Origin of the sequence: Pseudomonas sp. NPDC088322 (assembly GCF_044740745.1) — a bacterium.
In the GTDB taxonomy this organism is placed as follows: Bacteria; Pseudomonadota; Gammaproteobacteria; order Pseudomonadales; family Pseudomonadaceae; genus Aquipseudomonas; species Aquipseudomonas shirazensis.
On the sequence record NZ_JBIURK010000006.1, the window covers coordinates 226898 to 239856 of the forward strand.

Here is a 12959-nt window from a genome sequence, read left to right on the forward strand (position 1 = left end):
CAAATCTTCACACGCTTTTGCAAGCATAGCGCGACCGTACAAATGCCACCCCCGCAACACGCAAGGTAGTGCAACGGAACAATGACTACAGCGCAATTGAGGAGTAGCCTCTCGCTGCGCTTCACTACAGGAGTCTATGCATGACCATCCGCCGTACCAAAATCGTTGCCACCCTTGGCCCTGCCAGCAACTCGCCAGAAGTGATCGAACAACTGATCCTTGCCGGCCTCGACGTTGCCCGCCTGAACTTCTCCCACGGCACGCCGGACGAGCACAAGGCTCGCGCCCGCCTGATCCGTGAGATCGCCGCCAAGAACGGCCGTCACGTCGCACTGCTGGGCGACCTGCAGGGTCCGAAGATCCGCATCGCCAAGTTCAGCAACAAGCGCATTGAATTGAAGATCGGTGACAAGTTCACCTTCTCCACCGTGCACCCGCTGACCGAAGGCAACCAGGATATCGTCGGCATCGACTACCCCGACCTGGTCAAGGATTGCGGCGTGAACGACGAGCTGCTGCTCGACGATGGCCGTGTGGTCATGCGCGTCGAGACCGCTACCGCCGACTCCCTGCACTGTGTGGTGTTGGTTGGCGGCCCGCTGTCTGACCACAAAGGTATCAACCGCAAAGGTGGCGGCCTGACCGCACCGGCCCTGACCGAGAAAGACAAGGCCGACATCAAGCTGGCTGCCGAGATGGACCTGGACTACCTGGCCGTGTCCTTCCCGCGTGATGCCAAGGACATGGAATACGCACGCAAACTGCGTGACGAGTCCGGCGGCAGCGCCTGGCTGGTGGCCAAGATCGAACGCGCCGAAGCGGTTGCCGACGACGAAACCCTCGACGCCCTGATCGCTGCCTCCGACGCCGTGATGGTTGCCCGTGGCGACCTCGGCGTGGAAATCGGCGATGCCGAGCTGATCGGTATCCAGAAGAAGATCATCCAGCACGCCCGCCGCAACAACAAAGCGGTGATCGTCGCGACCCAGATGATGGAGTCGATGATCCAGAACCCGATGCCGACCCGCGCCGAAGTTTCCGACGTGGCCAACGCCGTGCTGGATAACACCGATGCGGTGATGCTGTCGGCTGAAAGTGCTGCCGGTGCTTATCCGATCGAAGCCGTACAGGCCATGGCGCGGATTTGTCAGGGCGCTGAAAAGCACCCGACCAACCAGCGCTCCAGCCACCGTCTGCACACCACCTTCGAGCGTTGCGACGAGAGCATCGCCCTGGCGGCGATGTACACCGCCAACCACTTCCCCGGCGTCAAGGCGATCATCGCCCTCACCGAAAGTGGCTACACCCCGCTGATCATGTCGCGCCTGCGCTCGCATGTGCCGATCTACGCGCTGTCTCCGCACCGCGCGACCCAGGCACGTGCCTCGATGTTCCGTGGCGTCTACCCGATCGCGTTCGACCCGGCCTCGCTGCCGGCCGACAAGGTCAGCCAGGCGGCCGTCGACGAGCTGCTGCAGCGCGGTTTGGTTGAGCAAGGCGACTGGGTGATCCTGACCAAAGGCGACAGCTACCACACCATCGGTGGCACCAATGGCATGAAGATCCTGCACGTCGGTGATCCGCTGGTTGGTTGATGCCTAAGTTGTAGCAACTTCAGGTCATCAGGAAAGACCGCTCCCCGGAGCGGTCTTTTTTTGCCTGCGTCAGGCCATGGCGCTGCCAGAACGTCAGGGGGGGGTCAGAGACCGAGTGCAACGTGCCGGGTAAGGAGCTTGCGCCTGGCACCGTTTAATTCATTTATCAGGCAGCTTTTGCTGGGTCGGCCGTTGCTTGGTGGGTCCTCGATGTAGCAGCGCTGGTTGGCCAGGTTGATTTCACTGATACCCGGCGTTACCGGATCGCTACCATGCAGCTGTATACACCGCAGTGACTCAGGCGTGTTCGACGAACACATCGGCCAGGACCTGGTTACGCGGTACGCCGGCGATGAACAAGCGTTTGGCAAAACGCTCGACGCTGCTCGGCGAGCCGCAGAGCAATGCCATGGTCTGCCGCGATGTCGGCCGCAATTGAGCCAACGCACTGTCCAGATGCTCGGCGAGCACCTGTTCAACTGCAAGCCCGGGCAAACCCTGCAGGGCGTCGGCAAGATAATGGCCGGCGTCACTGGCAGCTACATGCAATACTTTGATTTCACCCGTGTGCCCCTGACGCAGGGCCTCACGGGCAACGGCCCAGAGCGGCGCAAGGCCGGTGCCGGAGGCCAACAACCAGAGCGGCCGGGCCTGCCAGTCCGGGTCGTAATGCAGGGCACCATCACGCAGCTCGCCCAGGCGCAGACTGTCTCCCACCTGTAACCGCCGTAGCTGATCGCAAAAAGCTCCAGGGCGCCGGCAGTCGATGTGAAACTCCAGAAAATCGTCTTCACCCGGCAGGCTCGCCAGCGAATAAGGCCGTGCGACCCCGCCGAGCCACAACAACAGATGCTGACCGGCGCGATAGCGCAACGCCCGCTCCGGCAACAAACGCAGGCGCAACACCTCGCCCAGCCAGTCCATCGCGCAGACGCTGGCAGGCAGACCGTCCAGACGCGGGTCGAACAATGCCACCTGCAGGTCACCAAGCACGCTGCACTGACAGGCCAGGCGCCAACCTTGCTCGCGCTTGGCCAGGGGCAGCGCATCGGGCAAAGCGTCCGCTACAGCGCCATCCACACAGCGCACCATGCACGCATGGCAGCTGCCGGCGCGGCAACTGTAGGGCACATTGAAGCCTGCGCCATTGAGGGCATCGAGCAAATTGCTGGCGGCAGGCACGCTGATTCGCTGCGCGCCTACGTAGACATCGGGCATGGTTCAGAGGCCTCCGGGGTTATACGGGTATTGTACAGAACACACGCAACATCACTGCCAACCCGCTTCAGACCTTGGTCCCGCGCATGCGGTGGTGTGTCGCACCGGTATGCGCGCTATACTGCCGCGCCTTTTTTGCGTCGGCCTGACCTGCCGCCGCGTTGCCAGGCGTTTCGCCACGCTAGTGGTCGAAAAGCCTTTTACCGATGTTCCCGTCTTCAAGAGGAGCGCGCTGCATGACCGTGATCAAGCAAGACGACCTGATTCAGAGCGTCGCCGATGCCCTGCAATTCATTTCGTACTACCACCCCGTTGACTTCATCCAGGCGATGCACGAAGCCTACCTGCGTGAAGAATCGCCGGCTGCCCGTGACTCGATCGCGCAGATCCTGATCAACTCGCGCATGTGTGCCACTGGCCACCGCCCGATCTGCCAGGACACCGGTATTGTCACCGTGTTCGTGCGCGTGGGTATGGACGTGCGCTGGGATGGCGCCACCATGAGCGTCGACGACATGATCAACGAGGGCGTGCGCCGCGCCTACAACCTGCCGGAGAACGTCCTGCGTGCTTCGATCCTGGCCGACCCGGCCGGGGCGCGCAAGAACACCAAGGACAACACCCCAGCCGTCATCCACTACTCGGTAGTGCCAGGCGACAAGCTGGAAGTCGACGTCGCAGCCAAGGGCGGCGGCTCCGAGAACAAGTCGAAGATGGCCATGCTCAACCCGTCCGATTCGATTGTCGACTGGGTGCTCAAGACCGTGCCGACCATGGGCGCTGGCTGGTGCCCGCCTGGCATGCTCGGCATCGGCATCGGCGGTACTGCCGAAAAAGCTGCGGTCATGGCCAAGGAAGTGTTGATGGAATCCATCGACATCCATGAGCTCAAGGCCCGTGGCCCGCAGAACCGCATCGAAGAGATCCGCCTGGAGCTGTTCGACAAGGTCAACCAGCTGGGCATCGGCGCCCAGGGCCTGGGCGGCCTGACCACCGTGCTCGACGTCAAGATCATGGACTACCCGACCCACGCCGCTTCGCTGCCGGTGTGCATGATCCCCAACTGCGCGGCTACCCGTCACGCCCACTTCGTGCTTGACGGCTCCGGTCCTGCAGAGCTTGAAGCGCCGTCGCTGGACGCCTACCCGGAAATCGTCTGGGAAGCCGGCCCGAGCGCGCGCCGCGTCAACCTCGACGAGATCACCCCGGAAGAAGTCGCCAGCTGGCAGCCAGGCGAAACCATCCTGCTCAACGGCAAGATGCTCACCGGCCGCGACGCCGCGCACAAGCGCATGGTCGAGATGCTCAACCGCGGTGAAGAGCTGCCGGTCGATCTGAAAGGCCGCTTCATCTACTACGTCGGCCCGGTCGATCCGGTCGGTGACGAAGTGGTCGGCCCGGCCGGCCCGACCACCGCCACGCGGATGGACAAGTTCACCCGGCAGATTCTCGAGCAGACCGGCCTGTTGGGGATGATCGGCAAATCCGAGCGCGGCCCGACTGCGATCGAAGCGATCAAGGACAACAAGGCGGTGTACCTGATGGCCGTAGGTGGCGCTGCCTATCTGGTCGCTCAGGCGATTCGTAAATCGCAAGTGCTGGCCTTTGCCGAACTGGGCATGGAAGCGATCTACGAGTTCGAGGTCAAAGACATGCCGGTTACCGTTGCGGTCGACAGCAATGGTGAGTCAGTGCATATCACTGGGCCTGCGTTGTGGCAGAGCAAGATTGCCCAGAGCCTGGCGGTTGAAGTGAAGTAATCCTTCACTGCGTCAATAAAACGCCCGGCATTTGCCGGGCGTTTTGTTTTCACATGTCAGGCCTTGGCGCACCCGGGGTTGCCGAAGATATTGCTGACGCTCCACAGAGCCTCATAGAAACACTTCACTTCAACAATGCCTTGAGCCAGAACGCCATGATCTTTTCACTCGTCTGCTGCTCATCCAAGTCACGCCAGACGCAGCCTGAACGCAATGACGGATCTCGTAAAAAGCCGCGGTTGCGCCAGAAGCCATGCAACGGTCGGTAGTCGGCGGGCCGCAACGGATGAACGCCAGGCCGCTCCACGCTGCAGAACGCGCAGAAATCGAAATCGGCCAGCTTATGGGCGTAGGACTCGCGCTCGATAAAAAACCGCACACCCAGGCCTTGCCCGCGATAAGCCGGCAACACCAACGATTGAGCGAAGTAGAAGATTTTGGCCGGATCCTGGCCGCGCGTCACAAATGGCTCCTGTAGCGCTTGCGCCGCATCGGCCAGAGGCAGGCCAATGGATGCACCCACTACCTGCCCATGCGCTTGAGCGAGTACCAACAAGCTGCGCTCGGAACGGGTAAGGTCTGCCAGATAGTCAGCGTCTTCTTCTGCGGTCCCGTCATACAGAAAGGGGTACTCTCGCAACACCTCCAGGCGTAATTGCCCAAGCTCTGCGATAAAGGGTGCGATAGCGGCGCCGTGCAGCAGGCGGATTTCCATAGTGAGTGCTTCGTCCTGACGTTAGGGATAGGCACACGGACGGACCGGGCTCGAAGCAAGACCGTATCACCCCTCCCCCGTGTGCGCCTTTCCCCTGCACGACAGTTACATCACCAACACCGCAGTGTGTTTCAACCGAACGGTCGCACGCCCTGGCGCAGGCCAAACAACAGCAGCAACAAGTCCTGATCCGGCTGTACCGTGACCTGGGCTTTCACATTGCGCGGTGGCGGGCATTGGCTGAGCAGATCCGATTTGCTGAAAACCGTAGGCCGCGGCTGCTCCCAAGCGGCGAACGCAACCGTGGTCACTACCAGCGACGACACCAGGAACAAAGTTCGAGCGATTTCTAGTTTCATTACCCTAAACCTTTGACTGCGCTGCCAAACGCCGTCTGATAAAAGTAGAGCAATGTTTGCCATTCAGTATCGTTGAGTGACGAATGGCGCCGTAGCTGACCGAGGTCGTTGAGTGCCGCGCGCTGGCGACTGATCCGTCGGCGGCACTTCTCCAGGTCAAGCAAGGCGACTTCGGCGGTAGCCTGCTCACCTTCGCCGCTGACCTTGATGAACACATGCTTGCCATACAGGCAGCCGTGCTGCCAATGGCCCTGATGCATGCGCGCGAGGTTTTCGGCCAGATCCTTGAGCATGCGTTCGTGGAGGACTGCTGGATACGCTTGACGAGCGCCGTTGGCGTACCAGGTCTCCATGTCGACAAAGCCATCCAGCGCTTCGCTGACCAGCAGCGCACGCCACTGGTGCTCCTCATCGCGTTGTGCACCGCAATAGACTATACGTGGCACGCGCACGCCAAGCTGCTCGAAGCTGTGCAGCGCATCCAGCTCACGCAGCACTGTCGGCCGGCCAAACGGGTGCAGCAGGCTGCGGTAGGTATGGCCGATCTGGCGCTTGGCATACAGCAGTTGGCCGCTGGCGTCGTTCAGACGCTGCACTCCGCTTTCGCCACCGCGGCGCTGATTGGGCTCCTCGACCCACTCGCCCTGCTGCTGCCAGTAGAAATCGAATTGCGATTCACGGCCCTGAGTCACCACCATATTCTCTACCCCTTGCGTAACACGTAGACCCGCCACATGGCGTAGAGCGGCAGGAAATCCAGGCGCTCCTGGATACGAAAGCCGGCCGCAAGAAACTCCTGCTCAACTGTGTCAGCAGGTAACACGAAACGATTCTGGTAACTGTCCTTGTCGGCTATGTTGTTGCGGCGCTTTTCCAGCTTTTTGCGCCGCCAAGCCTTGAAGTTGCCATCCACCCACAACGAAACGATCACGCTGTCGCGACTAACCCGATGAAATTCCGAGAGAATCGTGCGCCGATGGCTGGCTTCACCGATGTGGTGAAACAGCCGCATGCAGAAAATGCTGTCTACTGCGTTGTCCGGCAGATCAATGGCGAAAGCAGAAGTCTGCAAGGGCCGTACCCGCGCCACTACGGCTGGCGGTTGCGCGGCACAGGCTGTCTCGATCATCGCCTTGGAGTTGTCTGCACCGATGATCACCCGATTGGCTTTTTCGGCCAGCAATGGCCAGAAGCGCCCTGCCCCGCTCGGCAGATCCAGCACCAGACCAGGGTCGCCAGCCAGTGTCAGCGCACGCCGAGCCAACTGCTCGTCGCGCAGATGGGACAGCCGCCGGGCAAAACCGTTCTGGTGCTTGTAAAGGTAATCCTGCGCGTGTTGTTGGTCGTACTTTTCGGAAAACTCGAGTTTTATCGGGCTGCGCATCGGGCATCTCCTGAGCTGATGCGCGCAATTTAGAAAGACGCGCGTCGGGCTCAGGTGATGCAGATGTGAAAAACTTGTAAGCCTTTTCCTACATCATTACAAGCGATTACCGATATCAGGCGATGTCGTCGGGCGGCGTATCTACCCCACCGGGGCTAAGATCGACCTGGAAGCGGCAGCCATGTGGCGCCGTCGCCGTCAGCGTCACCTGCCAGCCCTGGTCGTCACAAATACGCTGCACCAGCGACAGGCCCAAGCCCAGGCCTTCGCCACGACGTTCACCGCCGCGCACGAACGGCTTGAACATTTCTTCGCGCTGTTCTTCGGGGATGCCCACACCGCTATCCTCGACGCTGAAACCCTGGGCGTCGAGCGTCAAGCGGATGTAACCAGAATCGGTGTAGTGCGCTGCGTTGCGCAACAGGTTACCCATCACTGATTGCAGGAAGGTCGCGTTGTACAAGACCGGGCTGGCGTTGGCACGCCCGTCATAGTGCAGGGTCAGGCCCTTTTGCTCGATAGTGTCGCGCCAGACACCGATCAAGTCATCGCCGACTTCGCGCAGGCTGGCCCGCGAGGCCACGGCGCCCTCGTCATGCTGCGCCCGGGCGAGCATGAGGAAAGTCTTGACCAGCTCCTGCATCTCTTCGGTGGCGCGGGCGATGCGTTCCACTTGCGCCCGCGAACGGGTGTCCAGGCTCGGGTTCTCGATCAGCAGTTCACAGGAGGTCGCCAGGACCATCAATGGCGTGCGCAATTCATGACTGACGTCACTGGTGAACAGCCGCTCGCGGTTGAGGGCATCGCGCAGACGGCCAAGGGTATCGTCGAACGCCACTGCCAGCTGCCCTACCTCATCGGCGGCATAGTCCGGCGCCAGCGGCGGGGCCAGGCCCAGCAACTGGTCACGATGGCGCACCTGCCGTGCCAGGCGGATGACCGGCGCCATCACTCGGCGCGCCAGCAGCCAGCCGAGGAATACTGCCAGTACCAGGCTGAGCACAAAACCTACCACCACCACTGCAAACAGGAGTCGCTCGCGCTCTTCGAAATCGCTCTGGTCCTGCAGCAGTACATAACGGCGGCCGTCTACAACCTCGACCATCGCGTGGTAAGAAAGCTGATCGCGAAATACTTCATGAAAGCCCGGTTCGAGGTGATGCAGGTCCTTGGGTAGCTCGAAGTCATCGCGCCCGCCGCTGAAATAGAACAGCTGGTCGGGCCGTGGTCGATGGCTCCAGTCACTGACGCTGTCCATGCGCAGCAGGCGCTGCAGGTCACCGCCGAGCACGGTTGAAATCAGCCGCTCCTCGACCAGATGGACCGTCGCCACGATGCCGAAGGCGAAGGCGCCTGCGACTAATGCACTCATCAAGGCAAAGGCGATGATGATGCGCTGGGCGAGGCTTTGCTTAAACTCCATCGCGACCCTCGGCGAGGCGGTAGCCAACGCCATGCACGGTGTGCAGCAGGGGCTTTTCGAACGGTTTGTCGATCACTTGGCGCAACTGGTGCACATGGCTGCGCAGGCTGTCGCTGTCGGGACAGTCATCGCCCCACAGGGCTTCTTCGAGAACTTCCCGGCGCAGTACGTGGGGGCTCTTCTGCATCAGTACCGCGAGCAGCTTGAGGCCGACCGGGTTGAGTTTGAGCAGCTTGCCCTCGCGGGTGACCTCAAGGGTGTCGAGGTCGTAACTGAGGTCTGCCACCTGCAGCGTACGCCGGCCACCGCCCTGCGCGCGGCGCAGCACTGCTTCGATACGCGCCGCCAGCTCCGACAGCGCGAACGGCTTGAGCAGGTAGTCGTCGGCGCCCGAGCGAAAGCCCTGCAGTCGATCATCGAGCTGATCGCGAGCCGTGAGCATTATCACCGGGGTATCGCGCCGGGCATCTTCGCGCAGGCGCTTGCACAGGGTGTAGCCATCGATGCCGGGCAGCATGATGTCGAGCACAATCAGGTCATAGTGCTCAGTTGCGGCCAGGTGCAAACCGGACAGACCGTCCTGGGCGCAATCGACCGTGTAGCCTTTCATACCCAGATAGTCAGCCAGGTTGGCGAGGATATCGCGGTTGTCTTCAACCAAAAGAATGCGCATCGGTTTCTCCTGTGCGGCGCTTTCGCAGTGCGCGGCAGGCGCAGCTTACGGACATCGCTGGCGCGGCGCCAGCCTTGCCGGCTGATCACTGCTGCTGACATATTTTTCACCAAAACTTCACAGCGCAAATATAGCCCCAGGCAGACAATCGCCGCCTTTTTCTGCGCCTGGAGTCACCATGCCCCCCGCCGTCCGCCCGCGTCCGCTGAATCTGTGGTTATACCTGGGGATCCCCTTGGGCTGCGCACTCGCACTGCTGCTGCTCGAATCGACATCACTGGATATGTCCCTGGCTGCCCTCGCCTTCGATCCGGGCGCCGGGCAGTTCATCGGTCGCCACAGCTATGTCCTGGAAAACATCCTCCATGATGGGGTCAAGCAGGTGGTCATTGCCTTGGCGCTGGTGGCGGTGCTGGCGTTTTTTGCCAGCCTGTTCTGGCAGCGGCTGTTTGCCTGGCGCAGAGAGCTGGGCTGCCTGGTACTGTCGCTGGCCCTGTCGACCAGTTTTGTCACCCCGCTCAAGGTTGCCACGGCGGTGCAGTGCCCGTGGAGCCTTAGCCAGTTTGGCGGTGAGCAGACCTACAGCAAATTGCTCGAAGCCAGGCCGCAAACCGACAAACCCGGACGCTGCTGGCCCGGAGGCCATGCGGCGACCGGTTTTAGCCTGTTTGCGTTGTTTTTTGCATTGCGTGATCGCCGACCGCGGTTGGCCCGAGGCGCTTTGCTGCTGGCGTTTACCCTCGGCAGCGTGCTGTCGCTTGGGCGGATGCTGCAGGGCGCGCATTTCTTTTCACACAATGCCTGGACAGCGGTGTTCTGCTGGTTGATCGGCTTGGCGTGTTACTACGTGGTGCTCTACCGTCCAAGCCTTTCCAGGCAAACGCGCTCTGTGTAGGAGCGGCCTTGTGTCGCGAAAGGCCAGCAGAGCTGGCCCGGCAATTTCAGCGGCGAAGCTGGGAATCTGGGGCCGCTGCGCGACCCTTTCGCGACACAAGGCCGCTCCTACAGTCCGGTGCCGTTCTAAGTACCCACAAAAAAGCCCCGCACTAGGCGGGGCTTTTCGGTACAGCAGGCGCTAAGGCAGGCTTACATCATGCCGCCCATGCCACCCATACCGCCCATGTCTGGCATACCACCGCCAGCTGGCTTGTCTTCCGGAGCATCAGCAATCATCGCTTCGGTAGTGATCATCAGACCACCGATCGAAGCAGCGGCTTGCAGTGCCGAACGGGTGACTTTGGCTGGGTCGAGGATACCCATTTCGATCATGTCGCCGTATTCACCGGAAGCGGCGTTGTAGCCGTAGTTGCCCGAACCCTGCTTGACCTTGTCGGCCACGACGCTTGGCTCGTCACCGGCGTTGGCAACGATCTGACGCAGTGGCGATTCAACCGCACGGCGCAGCAGAGCGATACCGACGTTCTGGTCTTCGTTGTCGCCTTTGAGGTCGATGATAGCGCTCAGGGCACGGACCAGAGCAACACCACCGCCAGGTACCACGCCTTCTTCAACGGCTGCACGGGTAGCGTGCAGGGCGTCTTCAACGCGGGCTTTCTTCTCTTTCATTTCAACTTCGGTGCCAGCACCGACCTTGATCACGGCAACACCGCCAGCCAGCTTGGCCAGACGCTCTTGCAGTTTTTCACGATCGTAGTCGGACGAAGTCTCTTCGATTTGAGCGCGGATTTGCTTAACGCGAGCCTGGATGTCGTCTTCAACACCAGCGCCATCGATGATGGTGGTGTTTTCTTTCGACAGGATGACGCGCTTGGCGTTACCCAGGTTTTCCAGGGTAGCCGATTCCAGCGACAGGCCGATCTCTTCGGAGATGACGGTACCGCCAGTCAGGACAGCGATGTCCTGCAGCATGGCTTTACGACGGTCGCCGAAGCCTGGTGCCTTGACCGCTGCAACCTTGACGATGCCGCGCATGTTGTTGACTACCAGGGTAGCCAGGGCTTCGCCTTCAACGTCTTCAGCAACGATCAGCAGTGGACGGCCGGCCTTGGCAACGGCTTCCAGAACTGGCAGCAGCTCACGGATGTTGGAGATCTTCTTGTCGACCAGCAGCAGCAGTGGGCCGTCGAGCTCGGCGACCATGGTGTCCGGCTTGTTGACGAAGTACGGCGACAGGTAGCCACGGTCGAACTGCATGCCTTCGACAACCGACAGTTCGTTTTCCAGGCCCGAGCCTTCTTCAACGGTGATGACGCCTTCTTTACCGACTTTTTCCATGGCTTCGGCGATGATTTCACCGATGGAGCTGTCGGAGTTGGCAGAGATGGTACCAACCTGAGCGATGGCCTTGGAATCGGAGCAAGGCTTGGACAGGTTCTTCAGTTCGGCAACGACGGCGATGGTGGCCTTGTCGATGCCGCGCTTCAGGTCCATCGGGTTCATGCCGGCAGCGACGGCTTTCAGGCCTTCGTTGACGATGGCTTGAGCCAGAACGGTCGCAGTGGTGGTGCCGTCACCGGCAGCGTCGTTGGCCTTGGAAGCAACTTCCTTGACCAGCTGAGCGCCCATGTTTTCGAAAGCGTCTTTCAGTTCGATTTCTTTGGCAACCGATACACCGTCTTTGGTGATGGTTGGCGCGCCGAAGCTCTTGGCCAGGACAACGTTACGGCCTTTCGGGCCGAGGGTGGCTTTGACAGCGTCAGCCAGAACGTTGACACCAACGAGCATTTTCTTGCGGGCGGAATCGCCGAATTTTACGTCTTTAGCAGCCATGATCGTTTAATCCTTGAAATACTTTGGAGTAACGGGAAGTCGGGAAAATCAGCCTTCGACGACAGCGAGAATCTCGTTCTCAGCCATCACCAGCAGATCTTCGCCATCGACTTTCACGGTGTTGCTGCCCGAGTACGGGCCGAAGACCACTTTGTCACCCACTTTCACGGCCAGCGCGCGAACTTCGCCGTTGTCCAGGATGCGACCGGTACCGACGGCAACGATTTCACCGCGGTTTGGTTTTTCAGCGGCCGAACCTGGCAGAACGATACCGCCAGCGGTTTTCGATTCTTCTTCGCTGCGGCGGATTACGACGCGGTCATGCAGAGGACGAAGCTTCATTGTCGATCTCTCCCAATTAGTGGTTTTCATCGGCCGGTGTCGAGACCGGCGGGTTGATGCATTCCGGCGTTGCCGGTAGGGGCCCGCATTCGGCGAACCCCTTTGTCTTGTCTGGCGTTGCCACCAGAAACCTTGCGGTGACCACATAGATGAGGCCGGGCGAAACGATTACAAGGGCTTACCTGTGAATTTTTTTTCAACAGCTACCCGCGCAAATGCAAACGGCCCCTCACGGGGCCGCTTTGCACACAAACTGCACAGGGTTACTGATCGCGACGCTGGTACTCGCCTTCGATCACGTTTGGCCGGTGGCCACCTTCGGGCGGCCGTGCTGCGAATGGATCATCCTGGAATGCACGCTGCCGCATTGCCTGCGCCTCGGCCCGCTGACGCAACTTGCGCGCGGCAAAATGACGGGTGAACGGCATCAGGCAGATCAGGCCGAGCACGTCACTGATGAAGCCCGGAATCAGCAACAGCACACCTGCCACTGCCAGCATCAGGCCCTGGAACATGTCTTCAGCGGGCAACTCGCCTCGCTGCAGACTCTCACGGGCACGCAGTGCGGTGGCGATACCGGCCACCCGCATCACCAGCAAGCCCAACGCGGAGCCGCCGATAATCAGCAGCAACGCTGGAAAGAAACCGATCGCGGCGCTGACTTTGACGAACACGAACAGCTCGAGCACCGGAAACAGCAGCAACAACAATAAAAAAACACGCATCAAGGGTTCCTCGACGGAAGACAACCTTCCACTAG

13 protein-coding genes are annotated in these 12959 nt (G+C 60.7%); 3 read left to right on the forward strand and 10 right to left on the reverse strand.

The genetic code is table 11. From position 1 onward, the window contains the following. Nucleotides 1-140: 140 nt before the first annotated feature. A complete protein-coding gene (gene pyk / locus ACIOAU_RS17550; protein ID WP_101321958.1) occupies nt 141-1595 on the forward strand; it encodes a pyruvate kinase in 1455 nt (484 codons plus the stop codon). A gap of 297 nt (nt 1596-1892) precedes the next feature. Here pyk and ACIOAU_RS17555 read toward each other — a convergent pair whose 3' ends face one another. Beyond that, complete coding sequence (locus ACIOAU_RS17555) at nt 1893-2813, reverse strand: iron-sulfur-binding ferredoxin reductase (RefSeq protein WP_401183604.1); 921 nt, start codon at nt 2811-2813, stop codon at nt 1893-1895. Between the two features lie 236 nt (nt 2814-3049). Here ACIOAU_RS17555 and ACIOAU_RS17560 point away from each other — a divergent pair, with 236 nt between their 5' ends. Then, nucleotides 3050-4573 (forward strand): fumarate hydratase, encoded by a 1524-nt coding sequence (locus ACIOAU_RS17560; protein ID WP_101321960.1) that lies wholly within the window; start codon nt 3050-3052, stop codon nt 4571-4573. Between the two features lie 124 nt (nt 4574-4697). Here the strand turns inward: ACIOAU_RS17560 and ACIOAU_RS17565 are convergent, their stop codons facing one another. The 6 genes from ACIOAU_RS17565 to colR form a co-directional block, all read right to left on the reverse strand. After that, complete coding sequence (locus tag ACIOAU_RS17565; RefSeq protein WP_150570620.1) at nt 4698-5288, reverse strand: GNAT family acetyltransferase; 591 nt, start codon at nt 5286-5288, stop codon at nt 4698-4700. 131 nt (nt 5289-5419) lie between these two features. Next, nucleotides 5420-5647 carry a hypothetical protein gene (locus tag ACIOAU_RS17570; RefSeq protein WP_101321962.1) on the reverse strand — a complete coding sequence of 76 codons (228 nt, stop codon included), beginning with the start codon at nt 5645-5647 and terminating at the stop codon, nt 5420-5422. Continuing rightward, nucleotides 5647-6345 (reverse strand): lipopolysaccharide kinase InaA family protein, encoded by a 699-nt coding sequence (locus tag ACIOAU_RS17575; protein ID WP_401183609.1) that lies wholly within the window; start codon nt 6343-6345, stop codon nt 5647-5649. The genes ACIOAU_RS17570 and ACIOAU_RS17575 overlap by 1 nt, the downstream gene beginning before the upstream one ends. Before the next feature lie 5 nt (nt 6346-6350). Further along, on the reverse strand, nt 6351-7031 hold the full coding sequence (locus ACIOAU_RS17580) for a class I SAM-dependent methyltransferase (RefSeq protein ID WP_220632497.1): 681 nt from the start codon (nt 7029-7031) through the stop codon (nt 6351-6353). A 115-nt stretch (nt 7032-7146) separates the two neighbouring features. Continuing rightward, nucleotides 7147-8454, reverse strand: a complete 1308-nt coding sequence (locus tag ACIOAU_RS17585; protein WP_101321965.1) for a HAMP domain-containing sensor histidine kinase — start codon at nt 8452-8454, stop codon at nt 7147-7149. Next, nucleotides 8444-9127, reverse strand: coding sequence for a two-component system response regulator ColR (colR, locus tag ACIOAU_RS17590; RefSeq protein WP_101321966.1), 684 nt, complete (start codon nt 9125-9127; stop codon nt 8444-8446). Before colR ends, ACIOAU_RS17585 begins: the two co-directional genes overlap by 11 nt. Before the next feature lie 178 nt (nt 9128-9305). On the opposite strand from colR, the gene ACIOAU_RS17595 reads away from it, so the two are divergent. Continuing rightward, nucleotides 9306-10022 (forward strand): phosphatase PAP2 family protein, encoded by a 717-nt coding sequence (locus tag ACIOAU_RS17595; protein WP_401183614.1) that lies wholly within the window; start codon nt 9306-9308, stop codon nt 10020-10022. 191 nt (nt 10023-10213) lie between these two features. On the opposite strand, the gene groL is transcribed toward ACIOAU_RS17595, so the two are convergent. From groL to ACIOAU_RS17610, 3 genes are all read right to left on the reverse strand, one after another. Beyond that, nucleotides 10214-11857, reverse strand: a complete 1644-nt coding sequence (gene groL, locus ACIOAU_RS17600; RefSeq protein ID WP_101321968.1) for a chaperonin GroEL — start codon at nt 11855-11857, stop codon at nt 10214-10216. A 48-nt stretch (nt 11858-11905) separates the two neighbouring features. Then, nucleotides 11906-12199, reverse strand: coding sequence for a co-chaperone GroES (locus ACIOAU_RS17605; RefSeq protein ID WP_053280666.1), 294 nt, complete (start codon nt 12197-12199; stop codon nt 11906-11908). Nucleotides 12200-12462: 263 nt separating this feature from the next. Beyond that, a complete protein-coding gene (locus ACIOAU_RS17610; RefSeq protein WP_101321969.1) occupies nt 12463-12924 on the reverse strand; it encodes an FxsA family protein in 462 nt (153 codons plus the stop codon). Between the last annotated feature and the right edge of the window lie 35 nt (nt 12925-12959).